Below are 20186 nucleotides of genomic sequence, written 5' to 3'. Positions count from 1 at the left end.
ATAATCCACCTTGCGTCTTTCTGTTTTTTGATATGATTTAACATCAAGTCCATAAATTTGATGTGGATTTAAAACTGACAAGTGCGAGGGATGAACTTGAAAATAACAATTTCACCCCCATCTTTATCACTGAATTTACATTAAATATTTTATCAGGCGGCTTATTTGCTGATTATTCCTGATGAGATACATTGCAATTTACAGATTAAGTTTATGAAGCGAACTGAGCTATCCAGCGCGGTTTTCACAATCACAGATTCAACCAAGAGTAAGCAAAGATGAGCGATATGACTTCCCCTACTTCGCAAGTAGCGGCTCTGATTAGCCGAGGCAAAGAGCAAGGTTACTTAACTTATGCCGAGGTTAACGATCATCTCCCAGACTCGATCACTGAAAGCGAACAAATTGAAGACATTATTCAAATGCTTCAAGACGTTGGTATTCCTGTACACGAACGTGCGCCTGAATCTGACGATACAATGTTCGAAGACAATGCAGAAGCTGCGGATGAAGTTGCTGAAGAAGAAGCTGCTGCCGTTCTTGCGTCTGTAGAAAACGAACCTGGTCGTACCACCGATCCTGTACGTATGTACATGCGTGAAATGGGTACGGTAGAGCTTTTAACCCGTGAGGGTGAAATTAGCATTGCGAAACGAATTGAAGAAGGTATTCGCGATGTCCTGCATTCTATTGCCTACTGGCCAAATGCAGTTGAAGTGGTTTTACAAGAATATAATGATTTTCTACAAGGCGAACGTCGCCTAGCAGATATTTTATCAGGCTACCTAGATCCTGAAACTGATGATGAAATTCCAGAAGTTCTGGAAGTTGAATCTGAAGAAATTGAAGAAGTTGAAGAACCATCAGCCAAGTCTACCAAAGATGTAAAACTGGATGATGACGAAGAAGACGAAGAGTCGGAAAGCGATGACGATTCTGAAGGTGATTCAGGTCCTGATCCAGAAGTTGCCAAAGTCCGTTTTGAAGAATTAGAAGCGGCTTGGAACGAAACCAAATCTGTAATTGCTAAGCATGGGCGTAATAGTCCTGAAGCAACTGCGGCACTTGAAGCGCTTGCAACCGTATTTATGATGTTCAAATTTACACCACGTTTATTTGATATCATTTCTGAAATGATTCGTGGTACACACGATCAAATCCGTACATCAGAACGTGAAGTCATGCGTTATGCAGTGCGTCGTGGTCGTATGGATCGTACGCAATTCCGTACTTCGTTCCCTGGTCAAGAATCAAATCCAGCTTGGTTAGATGAACAAATTGCAAAAGCGCCTGCTGAGCATAAGGCACATTTAGAAAAAGTACGTCCTGATGTACTCGCCTTCCAGCAAAAAATTGCCGATATTGAAAAAGAATTGGACTTGAGTGTTAAAGACATTAAAGACATTTCTAAGCGTATGGCAGTGGGCGAAGCGAAAGCACGTCGTGCGAAAAAGGAAATGGTTGAAGCCAACTTGCGTTTGGTAATTTCGATTGCGAAAAAATACACCAACCGCGGTTTACAATTCTTGGATTTGATTCAAGAAGGTAACATCGGTTTGATGAAAGCGGTAGACAAGTTTGAATACCGTCGTGGTTATAAGTTCTCGACATATGCAACATGGTGGATTCGTCAGGCCATTACTCGTTCGATTGCTGACCAAGCGCGTACCATCCGTATTCCAGTACACATGATCGAAACCATCAACAAGATCAACCGTGTATCGCGTCAACTTCTTCAAGAAATGGGTCGTGAACCGACACCTGAAGAATTAGGCGAACGTTTGGAAATGGACGAAGTTAAAGTGCGTAAAGTACTTAAAATTGCCAAAGAGCCGATTTCTATGGAAACGCCGATTGGTGATGATGAAGATTCGCATTTGGGTGACTTTATTGAAGACAGCAACATCACTTCTCCAGTCGATGCTGCTACTTCAGAAGGCCTGAAAGAAGCGACTCGCGAAGTCCTTGAAAACTTGACTGAACGTGAAGCGAAAGTCTTGAAAATGCGTTTTGGTATTGACATGCCGACTGACCATACTTTGGAAGAAGTAGGTAAACAGTTTGATGTTACACGTGAGCGTATTCGTCAGATTGAAGCTAAAGCACTACGTAAATTACGTCATCCTTCTCGTTCTGAACACTTACGTTCATTCCTTGAAAATGACTAATCCCGTATGACAGCAATGGAGACCTTGAAAATTTATCAAAGATCTCCATTATGTCTCTATGAGAAACACAGCGCCTGCATTCTCGCAGGCGTTTGAAATAAGGGGGCTACAATGTTAGACCGTACACCATCCCGCGAACTTCAAGAACATCTTTGGGTTTTCCCAATGGATTACCCAATTAAATTGATTGGGGAAGCAGGTGCTGAGTTACACGTTGCAGTCGTCGAAATTCTAGTGAAGCATTTTCCTGAGTTCGATGGCGGAAGCTTACGTGTACAACCGTCACGTACTGGAAAATACCATTCTTTGACAGCGCAACTGCGTTTCGAAGAGCTCGAACAGGTTCACGCACTGTATGCAGATTTAGCCGCCTGTCCGCTGATTAAAACTGCACTTTAAGCACCAAAAAGAACACGCGATCTGCGTGTTTTTTTATGCCTAAAGACTCCCCAATTCAGAGAATTTTCCCCTATCCCGCCCTGCTCAGCATATAATTTAGAACGAACTCAAATATAGATATGGATGCTGTCGACGTGACTGATGCTGTACTCAAACCTACCTTAATCATTCGTCAATTTAATCAGCTTACCCCTTATGCAGATCGATTTCAGGACATGAAGCAATTTACTGAACAGCGTGATGCGGAAACACCTGACGAATTGTGGTTACTACAACATCCCGATGTGCTCACCCAAGGTCAAGCTGGTAAACCCGAGCATATCTTGGTTTCTTCACAAATTCCTCTAGTACAGACTGATCGTGGGGGACAAGTCACTTGGCATGGTCCTGGTCAATTGGTCGCTTACTTCATGTTTGATTTGAATCGCCTAGGCTGGAATGTCCGCACATTGGTGTCTTATGCCGAAAACCTAATGATCGAACTTCTGAAGAAATACGGAATTGAAGCCTATGCCAAACCTGATGCACCTGGCGTCTATGTGAATGGGCGCAAGATTGGCTCTTTAGGATTTAAAATTCGTCGTGGGCGTAGTTATCACGGACTAGCACTGAATATTAATTGTGACTTAACTGGTTTTCACACCATCAATCCTTGCGGTTATGCAGGCTTAGAAATGGTGCGCATTCACGATCTGATTGAACAGAACCCACCAAGTTTTGAAAACTTATGCGTCGATATCATTGAAACTTTAGAAAACAGCGGGTACTTTAATAAAGTTCAAATTGTTCAACAATAAGTACTTTACTTTTAACTGTAAAATAAATTAGAGTATTTACTCTAAATAAAATAATAGATTCTGAAACAAAGGGATAAGCAAGTGATTTTAAACAAATCAGTAAAACCTGCTTTACAACTCGCCTATGTCAAACTCATGATGGATGTGATTGGCAGAGGCTTGGTAATGGCAAGTCAGGTGGATGATGAGATCAAGCAGGAAGTTGCCAAATTTCCTGCCAATTTCATTTTGTCCATGAAGGTATTTCCACATGGTCCTGCCTTTATCGCCCAAGTGACAGATCAGCATCAGTTATTACTGTTAAATGACACTGAGCAAAAGCCTGATCTCACCATTACCTTTAAACACCTCAGTCATGCCTTTCTGGTATTTTCTTTCCAAGAAAGTACCGCGCAAGCCTTTGCCAATGACCGCATGATTGCAGATGGGGACTTGTCTTATGCCATTCGTTTAGTCCGCTGTCTAAACAAAATGGAATCCCTGATTTTACCAAAATTACTGGCTGAACTTGCAGTCAAACAATACCCACACGAACTTAGCCTAAAAGAAAAACTGACAGGCGCAGCCAATATTTATCTTAAAGTGGCTCAATCATATTTCAAACGGAGTGCATAACATGGCAAAGCCTTATTACGAATTTTTTTGCCCAGTCAAAGTCATCGCAGGCAATGCAGCGTTAGAACACATCCCTTTTGAACTTGCTACACTTGGTGCAAAACGTCCAATGATCATCACTGATAAAGGCGTACGCAGCAACCAGTTACTAACACCAATTGAAGCTGCATTTGAATCAACCGATGCAGTAATTGGTTGTATTTTTGATGATGTTCCACCAGATTCAAGTTTAGATACCGTGCGTCAAGCAGCGGCTTTATATCGTGAAAACCAGTGTGATGCGATTATTGCTGTAGGTGGTGGTTCAGTCATTGATACATCCAAAGCCACCAATATTTTGGTGAGTGAAGGTGGCGATGATCTATTACAGTATTCAGGTGCGCACAATCTGCCTAAACCGTTAAAACCGTTTTTTGTGATTCCTACCACTTCAGGTACAGGCTCTGAAGTAACCATGGTAGCGGTGGTTTCAGATAAAGCTAAAAATGTGAAAATGGCATTTGCTTCATATTATCTTATGCCGCATGCCGCGATTCTTGATCCACGCATGACGCTCACATTACCACCGCATTTAACTGCGATGACAGCCATGGATGCACTCACCCATGCGGTTGAAGCATATACTTGCATGGCAGCAAATCCGATCAGTGATGCTTATGCCACTGCTGCAATCAAAAAAATCAGCAGCAATTTATTTAACGTCTTAGACAATCCAAATGACGCACAAGGTCGTTTAGAATTGGCACAAGCATCTACCATGGCAGGCATTGCCTTCTCGAATTCGATGGTCGGTTTGGTTCACTCTTTAGGACATGCACTCGGCGCTGTTGCACATCTGCCTCATGGACTGTGCATGAACCTGTTCCTGCCTTATGTGCTGGAATACAACAAAGAAGTCAATGGTGACAAGATTGCTGACTTGTTGCTACCACTAGCTGGTGCTGATATCTATGCGCAAACTCCAGCGCATTTAAGAGCAAATAAAGCCATCACCACCATTCAAGCCATGCGTGATCGCTTGTTCAGCTTAACCAAGCTACCAAGAACCTTGCAAGAAACAGGTAAAGTCTCAGAAGCTCAATTTGATGAAGTGGCTGAAAAAGCCTTGAATGATGGTTCCATCATTTATAACCCGAAAGAGGCAACTATTGAAGACTTGAGAGCTATTTTGCAAAAAGCATGGTAATGGTGAAATAAATTTTAAAGCCTGATGTGGAAACATCAGGCTTTTTCATAAATGACACAATAGTCATCGTTTTTTTACCTATTTGGCAGAGAATTTGCTAAAAAATTCTACAAAATTACTGACAAGTAGCCTCAATTTAGGATAGATTGGCGCACTTTTATTTTATTCGTAGGGGGGATCGTTCGTCTCAAACGATCCTTATAAACATGACTGATCCTTGATCAACGATTAAGAGGATAACGCCGTTGACAAATATCTCTGGGACTCAATCGGCTGCTAAACTGCAGAAAACGCTTGGACTCTGGCATATCATCATCATTGGTTTAGCTTATATTCAACCAATGACCTTATTCGATACTTTTGGTTTAGTATCTGAAGAAAGCCATTATCATGTTCCGACCTCTTATATTATTGCCTTGGTTGCAATTTTATTTACCTCGATTAGCTATGGACACATGATCCGTCGCTACCCATCTTCGGGTTCAGCATATACCTATGCGCAAAAGTCGATTCACCCGAATATTGGATTCATGGTGGGTTGGTCATCATGGTTAGACTACCTCTTATCACCAATGGTCAATATCATTTTGGCGGTGATTTACCTAGAAGCCTTGTTCCCTGACGTGAACCACTGGATCTGGGTCTTTGGTCTAACTGCCTTTATGACAGGGGTTAACCTGCGTGGTGCGCGTTTCGTTGCAAACTTTAACAGTCTGATTGTTTTCGTTCAGCTCGGTGTAATTGGATACTTTACATGGATGGTGTATCAATTACTGCAAGGTGGCGTGAATGCAGATGGCACACTGGTCAATGCAAAATATCAGCTCTGGAGTCTTGAACCATTTTGGAACGAGATGACCACTGTTGGTGCATTAATTACAGGTGCAACTTTACTTTGCTTCTCATTCACAGGCTTTGACTCTTTGAGTTCGCTTGCTGAAGAAACCAAAGATACTGAAAAGACTTTACCGAAAGCTATTTTCTTGACTGCATTAATTGCAGGTGTGATTTTCATTATCAGCACCTACTTCATGCAAATTTACTTCCCGAACGATCCAAAAACTTACTTTGAAGATGTTGCTGCAACTCAGCCAGACATCTTACAAGCAGTCGGTGGAGTCGCCTTCAAAACAGCCGTATTGTATTTCGCAATTGTTACGGTCATGGCTTCAGGGATCTCTGCACATGCAGGTGTATCACGCTTGATGTATGTAATGGGTCGTGATGGCGTAATCAACAAGAAAATCTTTGGTCATATTAGTCCAAGAACTTATACCCCTTCATATAACATTTTGATTGTCGGTATTGTTGCTTTAACAGCAGGCTTTATGGACCTCGACATTGTTATCTCGATGATTAGTTTCGGTGCTTTAACTGCCTTTACTTTTGTAAACTTATCCGTGATTTCGCGCTATGCATTACGTGATGGGCGTACAAAGTCTGGAAAAGAGATCTTCAACTATGTAGTGATTCCAATGCTGGGCTTTATCAGTATTTTCGCCATGTGGCTTGAAATTGAAGAGACTGCATTGAAATACGGTTTGTGGTGGGCCATGTTTGGTATTTTATACTTAGGTTATAAGACCAAAGGTTTCAAACAACCTGCTCCTCAACACAATGAATTTGATGATCACCATCATTAATACTTCATTACCCAAAAAAAGACGCATAATGCGTCTTTTTTTTATTTCAGCTTATGCTGAAAATTTCTTGGTAATGGCTGCGATACGTAGTGCATATACTTTAGCAGTTTCCAAATCTCCTGATGGAATTTCCTCCACACTGGCATCCGAAGGTGTCTGCACCAGCAAACCAACAGATCCTCCCAAGTTATTTACATCCTCTCGGGTAGCTGCTTTACTATTCGCAGGCAATAGTCCTAAGCTCACCCAGATTCCACCATGCTGTGAAGCCAAGGTTTGTAACTGAATCAAGGTGACCTGTTTGTCGCCATTCATACTCGCACTATTGGTAAAGCCACCAAAAATTTTATCTTTCCAAGCTTGTGTAAACCATTTTTTAGAGGTCGCATCAGCGAATTTTTTAAATTGCCACGGTGCCGTACCCATATAGGTCGGTGCACCAAATACAATCGCATCAGATTGATCTAAGGTTTGCCAATCTTGTTCCTGAATATCACCATTCACATCAATTTCAATGAGGTTGGCTGCAATTTCTTGCGCGAAAGTTTGAGCAATCACTTTGGTATGCCCATAACCTGAAAAATATACTACTGAAATATTAGACATTTTGTTTTCCTGACCATTCATTTTATTAGGTCTCTACCTAAGGCTTACTGTGTTTCATAGATGATTCATACAACAAATCACTCCATATGAATTTATGATACACTTATGAAATCTAGTATCAATTAGTTACTACTAGGTAACTGGTCTAGAATCCTTGCGAAATGCTACTTAATATTCAACATGAGGTGGAGTGAAAATGAATAAGCCAATGAAATTCAATATTTTTCATCCGAATTGTCCTTCTCGTCTTTTTTTTGAAAAATTTGCAGACAAATGGATTTTGTTGATTGTGTATACCCTTGATCAGGAATCACAACATTTCAATGAGTTGAAAAAGAACATCCTTGGAATTTCCCCCAAAGTACTTTCACAGAAATTAAAAATACTAGAACGTGATGGCTTTTTGACACGAACCATTCATGAAGACAATGTGATTCGAGTGGAGTATGCGCTGACTGAAATTGGCAAAGAGTTTGCACAAAATACCTATCAACTCAAAGATTGGGTCGAGGCGAATATGGAGAAAGTATTAAATTCCAGAACCGGGTTTGATGAGCGCCAAGGAAAAGCAGAGTCAATTTAAAACTGACTCTGCTTGATAACTTATTCTACTGCCAATTGTTGGAAGCCTTGTTGACGCCAAGCTTCATAAACAATCACCGCGGTCGCATTAGACAAATTCAAACTGCGTGAATTGGCTGCCATCGGTAAGCGAATCCAATGTTGTTGTGGAAACATCAAACGCACATGCTCAGGTAAGCCACGCGTTTCTGGTCCCATCAGCAAAGCAATTGGGCGATTCAAATCTGAAGTATGTGGTGTTTCCGTGCCCTTCGTCGTTAAAGGATATATTGCATTTTTATCTATACCTTGTGCAGCTAAAAATTCAAGACATTGTTCAATATTGTCCCAAATTTGCATACGTGCCCATTCATGATAGTCCAAGCCTGCACGTTTTAGTTTTTTATCATCCAATTCAAAGCCCAATGGCTTAATCAGATGCAACTGCGCTCCAGTATTGGCACATAAACGAATGATATTTCCTGTGTTGGCAGGAATTTCAGGCTCGTATAAAACAACATGGATCACAGGATTTCTCAACTTAATAACTTTGCCATCATAAAATTAAATATGTTCTTTACGAACAACTTAATCGAGAATTGACACTAGATTGAATGGAACAATGGCAATCAGTTTACTGCCATTGTAATTGTTCACGTAAACTGACGACTTCACCAATAATGGTCAGGGTTGGCGCTTGAATATGGTGTTCAGCCACCTTACTGCTAATATCTGCCAATGTTCCGACTATGACTTTCTGTTCAGGCGTAGTGCCTTTTGAAATCAATGCTACTGGCATATTCGGACGCTGTCCGTGAGCGATTAATTGTTGGCAAATATTTTCTAAACCCACCAGCCCCATGTATAACACCAAGGTTTGATTCTCATAGACCAGCTCGTTCCAAGGCAGTTCAGGCGAACCTTCTTTTAAATGTCCAGTGAGGAAGCGAACACTTTGTGCATAATCACGATGCGTGAGTGGAATACCAGCATAAGCCGAACAACCTGATGCCGCGGTAATACCTGGCACCACTTGAAAAGTAATACCTGCATCAAACAGCTCTTGAATTTCTTCACCACCACGACCAAAGATAAATGGATCACCACCTTTCAGGCGACAAACTCGTTTGCCTTGACTCGCGTACTTAACCAATAACGCGTTAATACCTTCTTGTGGTACAGCATGATTTGAGCGTGCTTTGCCGACATAAATTTTTTCAGCATCACGACGACATAAATCCATGATCGGCTCAGAGACCAGACGGTCATAAATCACCACATCAGCTTGTTGCATTAAACGCAAGGCTTTTAAGGTCAACAATTCAGGATCACCAGGACCTGCACCAACCAAATAGACTTCACCTTTTGGGGTTTTCCATTCTTGTAGTGCCTGCTCAATCAGTTGATCTGCGGCATCCTCATTCCCATTAAACACTTGTTCTTTCAGTGGACTCGCGTACAAGTCTTCCCAAAAAATACGACGCTCATCAGGATTGGCAATTTTCTCTTTGACCTTGGAACGCCATTTACCCGAGAACTCAGCGAGTTTGCCCATTCCATGCGGAATCAGGGTCTCCAATTGGGTACGGATTTGACGAGACAGCACTGGAGATGTGCCGTTACTCGCAACCGAAATAATCAATGGCGAACGGTCAATAATGGCGGGAACCATAAAACGGCAATGGGGTGGATCATCGACGCTGTTAACCAGCACCTTTTCTGCTTCACAGACTTCAAAGACCTGCTGATTGACTGCACGATCATTGGTGGCTGCGATCACAAGACGATAATCGCGTAAATTCACTTGAAGATTAAAAGCTTCAGCAAAATATTGACCTTGGGTTTGTTGCACCAAAGCCAATAAGTCAGTTTCAATTTCAGGTGCAATCACATGCAAAATTGCCCCTGCTTTAGCTAACAAAACTGCCTTGCGATAGGCAATGCGCCCACCGCCGACAATCAGACACTTTTGCTGTTTCAGCTTCAAAGAGATTGGAAATATCTCCACGGAATACCTCTAATATTTGTATCTGATCGTCTTAAAGCAATTTTCGTGCACAAATGCTGTCATTTATCGCCCGAGTGTTAGTCGATAAACTCTAAACCACCCATATATGGGCGAAGTACTGCTGGAATTTCAATCGAACCATCGGCACGTTGATAGTTTTCCATGACTGCCAATAAAGTACGACCCACAGCAAGACCAGAACCATTTAGGGTATGAACAAACTCAGTTTTTTTCTGATCGGCACGGTAACGCGCTTTCATACGACGTGCTTGGAAATCCCACATATTTGAGCATGAAGAAATTTCACGATAGGTATTTTGGCTTGGTACCCAAACTTCCAGATCGTAAGTTTTTGCTGCACCAAAGCCCATATCACCACCACACAAGGTGATTTTACGGTAAGGTAAACCTAGGGCTTGCAAAATACCTTCTGCATGACCCGTCAACTCTTCCAAGGCTTGCATTGAATCTTCTGGTTTAACAATTTGCACCATCTCAACTTTATCAAATTGATGTTGGCGAATTAAACCACGGGTATCGCGACCATAAGAGCCAGCTTCACTACGAAAACATGGCGTATGCGCTGCATACTTTAATGGTAAGCGATCGGCATCAATAATTTCATCACGCACAAAGTTCGTTAATGGAACTTCAGCCGTCGGAATCAAGTAGTACTCTTTCTCACCTTGCAATTTGAATAAATCTTCTTCAAATTTAGGCAATTGGCCTGTACCACGTAAAGAGTCAGCATTGACTAAATAAGGCACATACGCTTCGGTATAGCCATTTTTTAAAGTATGCGTATCCAACATGAATTGAGTTAGGGCACGCTGTAAACGTGCTAAAGGTCCTTTAAGCACACTGAAACGTGAACCTGTAAGTTTGGTTGCCGTTTCAAACTCTAAACCACCCATCCACTCACCAAGGTCAGTATGATCCTTGATTTCAAAGTCGAAGTTACGTGGAGTTCCCCATGTATACACTTCAACATTATCACTTTCATCTTTACCTTCAGGTACAGACTCATGCGGCATGTTTGGAATTGAAAGCAGTTTCGCTTCAAGTTCAGCTTGTAATTCAGCTAAAGCCACTTCAGCCGCTTTAATTTCGTCACCGATGGCAGCCATGCGCGTCATGATTTCAGACGCATCGCCACCTGCTTTTTTAATTTGACCAACTTGTTTCGCGCCCGCATTACGCTCAGCTTGTAAAGCCTCAGTTTTGGACTGTAAATCTTTACGGCGAGCTTCTAATGATGCCCACTCGGCTACATCCAATTGAATGCCACGTTTTGCCAAGGCTAAATTTACAGCCTCAATATTTGTTCTGATTAATTTCGGGTCGATCATAGCCAATCTTTGGTAAAGAAAAAAACTGGCTATAGTGTAAGCTGTTCAACCAAAAAAATACAGTCGGCAAAGTTCAAGCACTCACACATTCAGGCAATAATCCATCAATTAAATAAATGTTGGCTTTATTGCGCTGGGTATTGTGGCAAACTTGGTAAATATTCAGGACGCACAAATTTTTTCAAGCTGTAGTATGGCAAAGTCAATTCACTCATGCCCTCTGCATAAGAAGCAAGTTCATACAGTGGATAAACAAACACTAAACCATTCGAACCATAATAAAAATTGTCGCTCAGTTGCAGTTTTGCCTTTTCAATATTATGTTCCTGTAACCAATTTAAATTATTGTCATACAATGCATCTAAAACCTGAGCATCGACACCTTTAATTAATACATCTTGTAAAGCTAAGCGTTTTTTCTTGTTCAAATCAAAATTAACAAATTCTTGATGGTACATACCATGTGCTGCACCAGCAGAATAGCTATAACTCTGCATGGCAAAAGTTGCAAAATTATCGTTTTGTCCCACATAACGCACATAGGTTGAACTTTGATTCAAACTGGGTTGAGCATCATCTTCCAAACGTACTTTTTGATTAGGTTGCTCTGAAAATGCAATCGGATCTGCCTTTTTAATACGGTCGATAAAATACTGATCAATCCACTTAAAATTGGTTTCAACCGTTTGAATATCGTATTGCGTACAACCTTCTGCTTCACATGCTTCAGGCTTCGCCAACTTCACAGGAACCACTTTTGCCTGAATTGCAGGTATCACCTGTTCCGCTTTTGTTTCAGTATTAGTGGTTTTAGCTTCTGCGGATTGTTGCGACGCATCTTTCGGCTGACAACCTGTAAATAACACCACTGAACAGAACAGCGGTAATACCCAATATCGTTGTTTTAATTGGAAAGTGTTCATAAATAAACCTTGTATGCAATGTCTTCAAGCAATTCTTTTCACTATACAAAGTCTGACTTTAAGATGAAATTACAAAATGTAGCCCAAAGGATCAATCACGCATCGCGATGTATATTTCAATCGGAATTTTTTGTGTGACCCATGATAAAAATGCAGCACTTAGGCTGCATTTTTATCATTCTTCCTTAGATCAAGAATTTCAGACTTATTGATCAATAATGTCTGTACCTTTTGGTGGGGTAAAGTTAAAGGTTGATGCAGGAATTGAAGCATTCACTTTCACATGATTAAATTTCACATAAGTGGTTTGACCCAATGAATCTTGCAAGATCATCAAATTTGGAGCTTTGTTCACACCAAAACTAATGGTCAAGCTTTGGAATGCACCATCATCACTTTTCGGATAAAGGGTGTAATAGGTTTTGCCTTTATTCGGTTGCGTGACACGATAAGACTGCATAATCTGACTCGTATTGCCCGATAACAATAATGCTGGTGTATTTGCTACTTGTTCATCTAAGCTTTGACGTACAGCCTGTTGCAAGTCTGGATCATAAATCCAAACCGTTTTACCTGAAGTCACAATGGTCTGTTTTGCTGGAGAAGTTGTTTCCCAATAAAATTTACCAGGACGTGCAACCTTCATCGTTCCTTTAAAGGTTTGATTCATGTGTTGTGCAGTCAAACCCTTTTTCTGTGTTGCTTTTGTACCACCAGATGTTTTTGTTGTTTGCTCAAAATTAGCCGATAAACTTTGAATACCACTTAACTGCTTCACTAAGTTTGCAGTTGCTTGTTGCTCCGATGCCGCGACTGGGGCTGCAAAAACAGAAGTACTCATCATCGGTGCTAATGTCACTGCACCCAATGCCATAGCACATGTGGTTTTACGAAGCATATTCATGTCATCACCTTTCTAATTTGCTATTTCGCAATCTATTGAAAGGCACATATTAAACCAAATTGAGTTGCTAATAATTGAGAATATAAGAAGATTTGTATATTTATTCAGGTTAAATGTAGTAATCCATCCATCATGATGAAGGCGTTATTTTTCTATTTCTTGCAAAAAAGCCCCTGAATTTCAGGGGCTTTTTTGCTTGAGCTACTAAGAGGGTAAATGCCTATTTGAGCTACTAAGAGGGTAAATATCTATTTCCACTGCCAACCGACTGCAGCACCTGCACCAAAGTCACCTTCACTATTGAATGTCACTGCTGCTTTGTAGACATACTTGTTATTCTCAGTCACACCACTCATACCGAAGGCATAACCTTGTTCACCTTCCCACATGCCCGCACCTGCACTGAACATACTCATACCCGCTTCAGTTGGTTGAGGTAAGGAAGCAATCGCAATACTGGATGCAACCGCTGCATAAGTTTTGTCTTCTAAATTCCTCATGTCACGATTCAAAGCATCTACACGACTATCGGTATAGGCTTTCGCATCATTCAAGGTTTGTTTTCCAACTTGGTCTACATAGGTTTTCGCTTGATTCAAGACAGTTGTATCGGCAGCAGCCATTTGCTCTGGAGTAATACCATTGGTACCATCAGCACCTGTGGCTCCTGTAGCACCTGTGGCTCCCTTGAGACTTGCCAACCATTCCGTAATGGTTCCTTTAAAGCCATTATTCACGGCTGTACTATACGCACTCACACCTGTAGTACCTGCAGCACCTTTAAGTCCTTCCAACCATTCAGTAAGAGTTCCTTCAAAACCATTTTCGACTGCTTGTTGGTAAGCACTTAAACCTTGAGCACCTAGTCCGCCTGTAGCTCCTGTGGCACCCGTTGCGCCTGTCTCACCCGTAGCTCCTGTGGCACCTGTTGCTCCCGTTGCACCTGTAGCTCCTGTGGCACCCGTTGCGCCTGTAGCACCCGTTGCACCTGTCTCACCCGTAGCTCCTGTGGCACCTGTAGCACCTGTTGCACCTGTTGCACCTGTAGCACCTGTTGCACCTGTGGCACCCGTTGCACCCGTTGCACCTGTAGCTCCTGTTGCGCCTGTAGCACCCGTAGCTCCTGTGGCACCCGTTGCGCCTGTAGCTCCCGTTGCACCAGTAGCTCCTGTGGCACCTGTCTCACCCGTAGCACCAGTTGCTCCTGTGGCACCCGTTGCGCCTGTAGCACCAGTTGCGCCTGTAGCTCCCGTAGCACCAGTTGCGCCTGTAGCTCCCGTTGCACCAGTAGCTCCTGTGGCACCCGTTGCGCCTGTCTCACCCGTTGCGCCTGTAGCTCCCGTTGCACCAGTAGCTCCTGTAGCACCCGTTGCGCCTGTCTCACCCGTAGCACCAGTTGCTCCTGTGGCACCCGTTGCGCCTGTAGCACCAGTTGCGCCTGTCTCACCCGTAGCACCAGTTGCGCCTGTAGCACCAGTTGCGCCTGTAGCTCCCGTTGCACCAGTAGCTCCTGTGGCACCCGTTGCGCCTGTCTCACCCGTAGCGCCCGTTGCGCCTGTGGCACCAGTAGCACCAGTTGCGCCTGTGGCACCAACCAAACTATCTAACCATTGTTCTTCAGTACCTGAAAAACCATTATCAACTGCAACTTCATATGCACTTAAACCATCCGCTCCATCAGCCCCCGCAGGTCCAGTTGGTCCAGTTGGTCCTGGTATTCCGCTCCCAGGACAATCACCTGTCGAATTAGAATTACACGAAGCTGCAAAAACATTTGTACTCGCTGCCATTAAAACTGCACTTAAAAGAAGCGCTTGGACAGCAAACTTTTGTTTACGTGAATAATGATTTAGCTCAAGGGAATTACAATTCATTTCTGCTGAGATAGCATTAGTAATGTGTTTTTTGTGATTTTTAAACTGAGTCTCTAAGGCTTCACTCGCCCACCCCGTTTGGGAACCCAAGACATTTTTATCTAATTGTTTCATGTCCTTCTTCCTTATGCTTCTTATTTAGACCATTACACCGCCTACAAAGTGTGATGTATATCACTATTTTTTGGTATATTGAGAATTAAGATTGCTAATGAATCAGGCTATTTTTATCTAAACATATGGTTTATAAAGTTTTCATATTTTTAGCTTACAAACCAAGATTTCAAGGCAAAAAAAACCCGCATAAAATGCGGGTTTTTCTGAACTTTTAAAACTTATGCAGTTTCAACAGTCACATAGCGACGGCCAAATTGACCCTTCACTTCAAATTTAATTACGCCGTCAGCAGTAGCAAACAAAGTATGGTCACGGCCCATACCAACGTTAGCACCAGCGTGGAATTCAGTACCACGTTGACGAACGATAATGTTACCAGCAGTCACAGCTTGACCACCGTACATTTTAACACCTAACATCTTAGGATTTGAGTCACGACCGTTCTTAGTCGAGCCACCGGCTTTTTTAGATGCCATGTCTATTTACTCCTCGTGATTAGCCTGAGATACCAGTAATTTTTAACTCGGTAAACCATTGACGGTGACCAGTTTGCTTACGGTAGTGTTTACGACGACGCAACTTAACGATGCGAATTTTGTCGTGACGGCCATGACCAACCACTTCTGCAGTTACTTTAGCGCCAGCTACAACTGGAGCACCGATTTGAATGCTTTCGCCGTTTACAACCATTAATACGTCATCAAACGTAATAGTCGCGCCAGTTTCAGCTTTCAATAATTCAACTTTAAGGGTTTCACCCTCAACTACACGGTGCTGTTTACCACCGCTTTGGATTACTGCGTACATAATGTACTCCAAACATGCCCGTGTCGTCGTGCCGATAAAGGGATATATCGATCTTAAGACGATCGCCACTGGGGTTATACAAGGGGACAGATTTTAAGTGATTATTGCACAAACAACAAGCCACCTTCACAAAAAAAGCTAAACTCGCGTCAATGATGGCTTAAACTCGCGATATGCTAAATTAAAATAGAATGAAACACATACGACTGTGTAATAAACAATAGATTTTTATAATCAATTCGCTACTATAGTCAGCAGATATATTTTTGATGTTATCAAAAACTTCATTTGCGTATTTATTGCAATCCTCTGGCTCTAACTTCCAAGCTAGAAGCAGCTGATTTAACACGTCTGTCTTTGCTTCTACTTTTCGATTGCACTATATAGCTATGTCACAGATGAAAACATCACTTCACCTAGAGGTTTCTATTCCTATGACCATCGATTTTAAGCAAGATATTCTCGCCCCTGTAGCTCAAGACTTTGCTGAGATGGACACATTTATTAATGAAGGAATTACCTCTAAAGTGGCACTGGTGATGGCCGTCAGTAAACATGTGGTTGAAGCGGGTGGTAAACGTATGCGCCCAATCATGTGCTTACTGGCAGCAAAAGCCTGTGGCGCAGAAGACTTGGCACAGCAGCGGAAATTGGCAGCGATTATTGAAATGCTGCATACTGCAACACTGGTTCATGATGATGTAGTCGATGAGTCTGGTTTGCGTCGTGGTCGTCCAACCGCAAATGCCACATGGAACAACCAAACCGCTGTATTAGTGGGTGACTTCCTCATTTCGCGTTCTTTTGATTTATTGGTCGATTTGAATAATATGACCTTATTAAAAGACTTTTCGACAGGCACCTGTGAAATTGCAGAAGGTGAAGTTTTACAACTGCAAGCACAGCATCAACCCGATACCACCGAACAAACCTATTTAGATATTATTCATGGCAAGACTTCACGTTTATTTGAGTTAGCGACTGAAGGCGCTGCGATCCTAACTGGTACGCCTGAATACCGTGAGCCATTAAGAAAGTTTGCTGGTCATTTCGGCAATGCCTTCCAAATTATCGATGATATTCTAGATTACACTTCGGACGCTGAAACACTCGGTAAAAACATTGGTGATGATTTAATGGAGGGTAAACCCACTTTACCGCTCATTTCTGCATTACAACACACCAGTGGCGAACAGCATCAGATTATCCGCAAGAGTATTGCCACGGGTGGTACAGCTCAACTCGAACAAGTAATTGAAATTGTGCAACAATCTGGCGCTTTAGATTATTGCAGAAAACGTGCGACCGAAGAAACCGAAGCTGCTTTAGCTGCGCTGGTAGCATTACCTAACACAATCTATCGTCAAGCCTTGATCAATTTGGCTCAACTGGCCTTACACCGAATTCAATAGAGTAGATTTGTCTATTTGCCTATGCATATACAATTAAATGATGTGTTGCGAAATATGCAAGAACAGCTTGAGCGTGCTCAGGCTGTTGAAGATCGCTTGCTAATCGAACTGGTTAACCTAATTCGCCCCAGCGATAGTCGAAATTTAGATGAGATAGAACAAAAATTTGAGCTGTTTATTCAAACATTACTCATCACCCCGAATGCAGCCATTACCTTACAAAGTTATCTTCTTCGTCTAATCAATCAATACAAACAAACCAGTTTATTTGCCGACACGGGCATTTTATCCCTAGATGGTTTTTGGAATCAGCTTGCTCAACGTGTAGGTGCACACTTTTTACCTTTAATTTATGATGGTACTCAGCTACAAGAGTTGGTGCGTCAGGTTTTCCATCAAGCCAGTGATCATTATTGGCTCGACCAAATCACAAAGAAAAACTGGCAACAGCTGTTTCGATTATTAAATCAAGGTCATAGCAATCAACACGAAAAGCTCAAAATTAAAAGTGAGCTGATTAAAGCCATTACGGTAATTTCATATCGAATCAGTGGCATTGGGCTTTATCCTGAATTTATTAATGCACAACCCGAACTCACGGAATATGAATCTCCTTTTTTAGTTCAGAACCGCGAAATTATTGATTTTATTCAGCACTATAAAAAATTACATCAAAATCATGAGCATTTTTCTGTCATTGCCCCACCCGATGCTTCGCAAGCCTTAGTAATGATTGAACAATGCCGTGACGTCGTTTTGAAAATTCGACGTGCGACAAAGCGAATTGGGGTCAGCATCAGCCTCACCTACTTACTTTCATTACTCGAACAGTGTCTGGATCGCGTCGAACTGCTGCTCCAATTGATTGTTGAAGAAGACGATATTCGTTATGAAGCGATAGGAAGTCTGCTCACCGACATTAGTCAAGCCATTTATAATGAACGCAGTGTTCGAGCATTATTGGCAAATAATAGCGAGCTGATTGCTTTACAAGTGACAGAGAATGCCAGTAAAACTGGTGAGCATTATGTAAGTACCGATAAAAAAAGCTTTTGGTCGATGTACCTTTCTGCCGCAGGTGCAGGGGTCATTATTGCTATTATGGCGACCCTAAAGACCTTGGCATCACGAGTTGTGATGGCACCGATCATGCAAGCTTTTGTCTTCAGTATGAATTACTCATTCGGTTTTATGCTGATTCACGTCATTCATTGTACAGTCGCGACCAAACAGCCCGCGATGACAGCAGCTGCATTGGCAGCCACGGTACAGCATCGTAAAGGCTCTAAGACTGCTCAAATTGCCGAATTGGCAGCGCTGATTATCAATATTATCCGTACCCAATTTATTGCCATTCTAGGTAATATTTCAATTGCCATTCCAGTAGCTGCTTTAATTGCTTGGCTATGGCAAGTTGGCTTACATGAGCCATTAATGAATCATGCCAAAGCAGCAAAAGCACTACATGACTTAAATCCATTCACCTCTCTTGCAATTCCGCATGCAGCCATCGCTGGTGTTTGTCTATTTTTATCTGGCTTAATTGCTGGCTATTTTGACAATATGGCCGTTTATCGAAAAGTCGGACCGAGACTTAAAGCCCATATGCATTTGAAACTGATTTTAGGTCAGGAACGCTTGAATGCCTTTGCGGAATATATTGAGCGTAATTTAGGGGCACTCGCGGGTAACTTTATTTTTGGCATTATGCTTGGCAGCATGGGAACCATTGGATTTATTTTAGGTTTACCGCTCGATATTCGACATATTGCCTTTGCCTCTGCCAATTTTATTCAAGGCTTGATGAATATTAACGACAGTCCGGATATTGGCCTGATTTTTGTTTCCTTTTTGGGTGTACTTTTAATTGGCTTAACCAACTTGTTTGTGAGTTTCACGCTCACCATTATTGTTGCGTTAAGAGCACGTCGAGTACGTTTTGAACAATGGAAGCCGTTAGCGAAATTAGTATTGACCCACTTTTTAACCCGTCCAAGTGACTTTTTCTGGCCGCCAAAAACGCCTTTAGTTGTTGAAGAAACTACAAATACGCACAAAACTTTAAGTAAATGATTTGTTATATTTCCACTTTACAATAGAGAAATTTAACCGAGTTCACACAGGCTTGAAAAAAAGTGTACTGACTAGTACACTTTGATCCAGATCTTAGCTGGGGAAGTCCGGTTAAACGAACAAGAGGTTAATGCATGCCATACATGCTGTTAATTATTGGTTGTTTTTTATTATTTTTCAGTGTCTTGATTTTAAACACTCCCGCTTTACTTACCTTCGATATTGCTATTGTCGAATGGGCGAGTACTCACCGCACTGAAGAACTAAATCAAATTACAACCCTACTTTCAGCAATCGGCGGCATGCCTTTCGTACTTTTTTTAACCACCTTATGGTGTTTGGCCTTAAGTTGGTATAAAAAATTTATTGATATATTTTTGATCTGTTTAGGATTGTTGGGAAGCGGGGCAATTGCTTGGCTACTTAAATACTGGATTGCAAGACCACGACCACCTGAAATGCTGCATTTAGTTCAGAGTTATGGTGCATCTTTTCCCAGTGCGCACAGCGTCTACGCTGCCGCATTAAGTTGTCTAGTTATTTATCTGTATCGAGACCATTCCAAGTCTTCACATATTTGTAGTTTTGCAATTGTATGGTTGATTTTAATGGGGTGCTCAAGGGTGTACTTGGGCGTGCATTTCCCTTCGGATGTCCTAGCAGGTTGGAGCATAAGTTTTATTTGGATTACCCTGCTTTATATCGTGTTTAAACATCGTATGAAGCAAACAATAAATTAATTTT

19 protein-coding genes are annotated in these 20186 nt (G+C 41.9%); 10 read left to right on the top strand and 9 right to left on the bottom strand.

Features of this window, described 5'->3' with window-relative positions:
* Positions 1–278: 278 nt before the first annotated feature.
* The 6 genes from rpoD to MKI85_RS12595 all read left to right on the top strand — a co-directional run bounded on the left by rpoD (position 279) and on the right by MKI85_RS12595 (position 6808).
* Positions 279–2168 carry an RNA polymerase sigma factor RpoD gene (rpoD, locus tag MKI85_RS12620; protein WP_241628073.1) on the top strand — a complete coding sequence of 630 codons (1890 nt, stop codon included), beginning with the start codon at positions 279–281 and terminating at the stop codon, positions 2166–2168.
* Between the two features lie 111 nt (positions 2169–2279).
* Positions 2280–2567, top strand: a complete 288-nt coding sequence (locus tag MKI85_RS12615) for a YbeD family protein (protein ID WP_241628072.1) — start codon at positions 2280–2282, stop codon at positions 2565–2567.
* Between the two features lie 119 nt (positions 2568–2686).
* On the top strand, positions 2687–3364 hold the full coding sequence (gene lipB, locus MKI85_RS12610; protein ID WP_413351212.1) for a lipoyl(octanoyl) transferase LipB: 678 nt from the start codon (positions 2687–2689) through the stop codon (positions 3362–3364).
* A gap of 81 nt (positions 3365–3445) precedes the next feature.
* Positions 3446–3979 (top strand): hypothetical protein, encoded by a 534-nt coding sequence (locus MKI85_RS12605; protein ID WP_241628071.1) that lies wholly within the window; start codon positions 3446–3448, stop codon positions 3977–3979.
* A gap of 1 nt (position 3980) precedes the next feature.
* The gene (locus tag MKI85_RS12600) at positions 3981–5165 is read left to right on the top strand and encodes an iron-containing alcohol dehydrogenase (protein WP_241628070.1); all 1185 of its coding nucleotides are present in this window, start codon (positions 3981–3983) and stop codon (positions 5163–5165) included.
* Between the two features lie 245 nt (positions 5166–5410).
* Entirely contained in the window at positions 5411–6808 is a 1398-nt protein-coding gene (locus MKI85_RS12595; protein WP_241628069.1) for an APC family permease, read from the top strand.
* Positions 6809–6859: 51 nt separating this feature from the next.
* Here the strand turns inward: MKI85_RS12595 and MKI85_RS12590 are convergent, their stop codons facing one another.
* Complete coding sequence (locus tag MKI85_RS12590; RefSeq protein WP_241628068.1) at positions 6860–7414, bottom strand: flavodoxin family protein; 555 nt, start codon at positions 7412–7414, stop codon at positions 6860–6862.
* Positions 7415–7610: 196 nt separating this feature from the next.
* Here MKI85_RS12590 and MKI85_RS12585 point away from each other — a divergent pair, with 196 nt between their 5' ends.
* Complete coding sequence (locus tag MKI85_RS12585; RefSeq protein ID WP_241628067.1) at positions 7611–7997, top strand: winged helix-turn-helix transcriptional regulator; 387 nt, start codon at positions 7611–7613, stop codon at positions 7995–7997.
* Between the two features lie 20 nt (positions 7998–8017).
* On the opposite strand, the gene MKI85_RS12580 is transcribed toward MKI85_RS12585, so the two are convergent.
* From MKI85_RS12580 to rplU, 8 genes are all read right to left on the bottom strand, one after another.
* On the bottom strand, positions 8018–8503 hold the full coding sequence (locus MKI85_RS12580; RefSeq protein ID WP_241628066.1) for a tRNA (cytidine(34)-2'-O)-methyltransferase: 486 nt from the start codon (positions 8501–8503) through the stop codon (positions 8018–8020).
* Positions 8504–8609: 106 nt separating this feature from the next.
* Positions 8610–9983, bottom strand: coding sequence for a siroheme synthase CysG (cysG, locus tag MKI85_RS12575; protein ID WP_241628065.1), 1374 nt, complete (start codon positions 9981–9983; stop codon positions 8610–8612).
* Positions 9984–10060: 77 nt separating this feature from the next.
* Positions 10061–11332, bottom strand: coding sequence for a serine--tRNA ligase (gene serS, locus MKI85_RS12570; RefSeq protein WP_241628064.1), 1272 nt, complete (start codon positions 11330–11332; stop codon positions 10061–10063).
* A 125-nt stretch (positions 11333–11457) separates the two neighbouring features.
* Positions 11458–12255, bottom strand: a complete 798-nt coding sequence (locus MKI85_RS12565) for an RsiV family protein (RefSeq protein ID WP_241628063.1) — start codon at positions 12253–12255, stop codon at positions 11458–11460.
* A gap of 205 nt (positions 12256–12460) precedes the next feature.
* Positions 12461–13159, bottom strand: a complete 699-nt coding sequence (lolA, locus tag MKI85_RS12560; RefSeq protein ID WP_241628062.1) for an outer membrane lipoprotein chaperone LolA — start codon at positions 13157–13159, stop codon at positions 12461–12463.
* 248 nt (positions 13160–13407) lie between these two features.
* Complete coding sequence (locus tag MKI85_RS16915) at positions 13408–15147, bottom strand: YadA C-terminal domain-containing protein (protein ID WP_281070038.1); 1740 nt, start codon at positions 15145–15147, stop codon at positions 13408–13410.
* A gap of 221 nt (positions 15148–15368) precedes the next feature.
* Positions 15369–15626: a 50S ribosomal protein L27 gene (gene rpmA / locus MKI85_RS12550; protein ID WP_016165771.1), complete on the bottom strand. Its 258-nt coding sequence runs from the start codon at positions 15624–15626 to the stop codon at positions 15369–15371.
* A 19-nt stretch (positions 15627–15645) separates the two neighbouring features.
* Positions 15646–15957 carry a 50S ribosomal protein L21 gene (gene rplU / locus MKI85_RS12545; RefSeq protein ID WP_100242544.1) on the bottom strand — a complete coding sequence of 104 codons (312 nt, stop codon included), beginning with the start codon at positions 15955–15957 and terminating at the stop codon, positions 15646–15648.
* Between the two features lie 434 nt (positions 15958–16391).
* Between rplU and sdsA the strand changes: the two genes are divergently transcribed.
* The 3 genes from sdsA to MKI85_RS12530 all read left to right on the top strand — a co-directional run bounded on the left by sdsA (position 16392) and on the right by MKI85_RS12530 (position 20182).
* Positions 16392–17369 (top strand): All-trans-nonaprenyl-diphosphate synthase, encoded by a 978-nt coding sequence (sdsA, locus tag MKI85_RS12540; protein WP_241628061.1) that lies wholly within the window; start codon positions 16392–16394, stop codon positions 17367–17369.
* A gap of 21 nt (positions 17370–17390) precedes the next feature.
* Positions 17391–19442, top strand: a complete 2052-nt coding sequence (locus MKI85_RS12535) for a site-specific recombinase (RefSeq protein WP_241628060.1) — start codon at positions 17391–17393, stop codon at positions 19440–19442.
* A 134-nt stretch (positions 19443–19576) separates the two neighbouring features.
* Positions 19577–20182, top strand: a complete 606-nt coding sequence (locus tag MKI85_RS12530) for a phosphatase PAP2 family protein (RefSeq protein ID WP_241628059.1) — start codon at positions 19577–19579, stop codon at positions 20180–20182.
* Positions 20183–20186: the final 4 nt, after the last annotated feature.

This window comes from Acinetobacter zhairuonensis (assembly GCF_022601715.1).
Taxonomy (GTDB): Bacteria; Pseudomonadota; Gammaproteobacteria; order Pseudomonadales; family Moraxellaceae; genus Acinetobacter.
Note: the sequence above shows the minus strand (reverse complement) of the source record. Positions and strands in the feature narration are given on the sequence as shown.

Bases quoted from the DNA above. Each gene is read 5' to 3' on its own strand.
- rpoD (WP_241628073.1), top strand. From the start codon at position 279: ATGAGCGATATGACTTCCCCTACTTCGCAAGTAGCGGCTCTGATTAGC.
- MKI85_RS12615 (WP_241628072.1), top strand. From the start codon at position 2,280: ATGTTAGACCGTACACCATCCCGCGAACTTCAAGAACATCTTTGGGTT.
- lipB (WP_413351212.1), top strand. From the start codon at position 2,687: ATGGATGCTGTCGACGTGACTGATGCTGTACTCAAACCTACCTTAATC.
- MKI85_RS12600 (WP_241628070.1), top strand. From the start codon at position 3,981: ATGGCAAAGCCTTATTACGAATTTTTTTGCCCAGTCAAAGTCATCGCA.
- MKI85_RS12590 (WP_241628068.1), bottom strand. From the start codon at position 7,414: ATGTCTAATATTTCAGTAGTATATTTTTCAGGTTATGGGCATACCAAA.
- MKI85_RS12585 (WP_241628067.1), top strand. From the start codon at position 7,611: ATGAATAAGCCAATGAAATTCAATATTTTTCATCCGAATTGTCCTTCT.
- serS (WP_241628064.1), bottom strand. From the start codon at position 11,332: ATGATCGACCCGAAATTAATCAGAACAAATATTGAGGCTGTAAATTTA.
- MKI85_RS12565 (WP_241628063.1), bottom strand. From the start codon at position 12,255: ATGAACACTTTCCAATTAAAACAACGATATTGGGTATTACCGCTGTTC.
- lolA (WP_241628062.1), bottom strand. From the start codon at position 13,159: ATGAATATGCTTCGTAAAACCACATGTGCTATGGCATTGGGTGCAGTG.
- MKI85_RS16915 (WP_281070038.1), bottom strand. From the start codon at position 15,147: ATGAAACAATTAGATAAAAATGTCTTGGGTTCCCAAACGGGGTGGGCG.
- rpmA (WP_016165771.1), bottom strand. From the start codon at position 15,626: ATGGCATCTAAAAAAGCCGGTGGCTCGACTAAGAACGGTCGTGACTCA.
- rplU (WP_100242544.1), bottom strand. From the start codon at position 15,957: ATGTACGCAGTAATCCAAAGCGGTGGTAAACAGCACCGTGTAGTTGAG.
- sdsA (WP_241628061.1), top strand. From the start codon at position 16,392: ATGACCATCGATTTTAAGCAAGATATTCTCGCCCCTGTAGCTCAAGAC.
- MKI85_RS12535 (WP_241628060.1), top strand. From the start codon at position 17,391: ATGCATATACAATTAAATGATGTGTTGCGAAATATGCAAGAACAGCTT.
- MKI85_RS12530 (WP_241628059.1), top strand. From the start codon at position 19,577: ATGCCATACATGCTGTTAATTATTGGTTGTTTTTTATTATTTTTCAGT.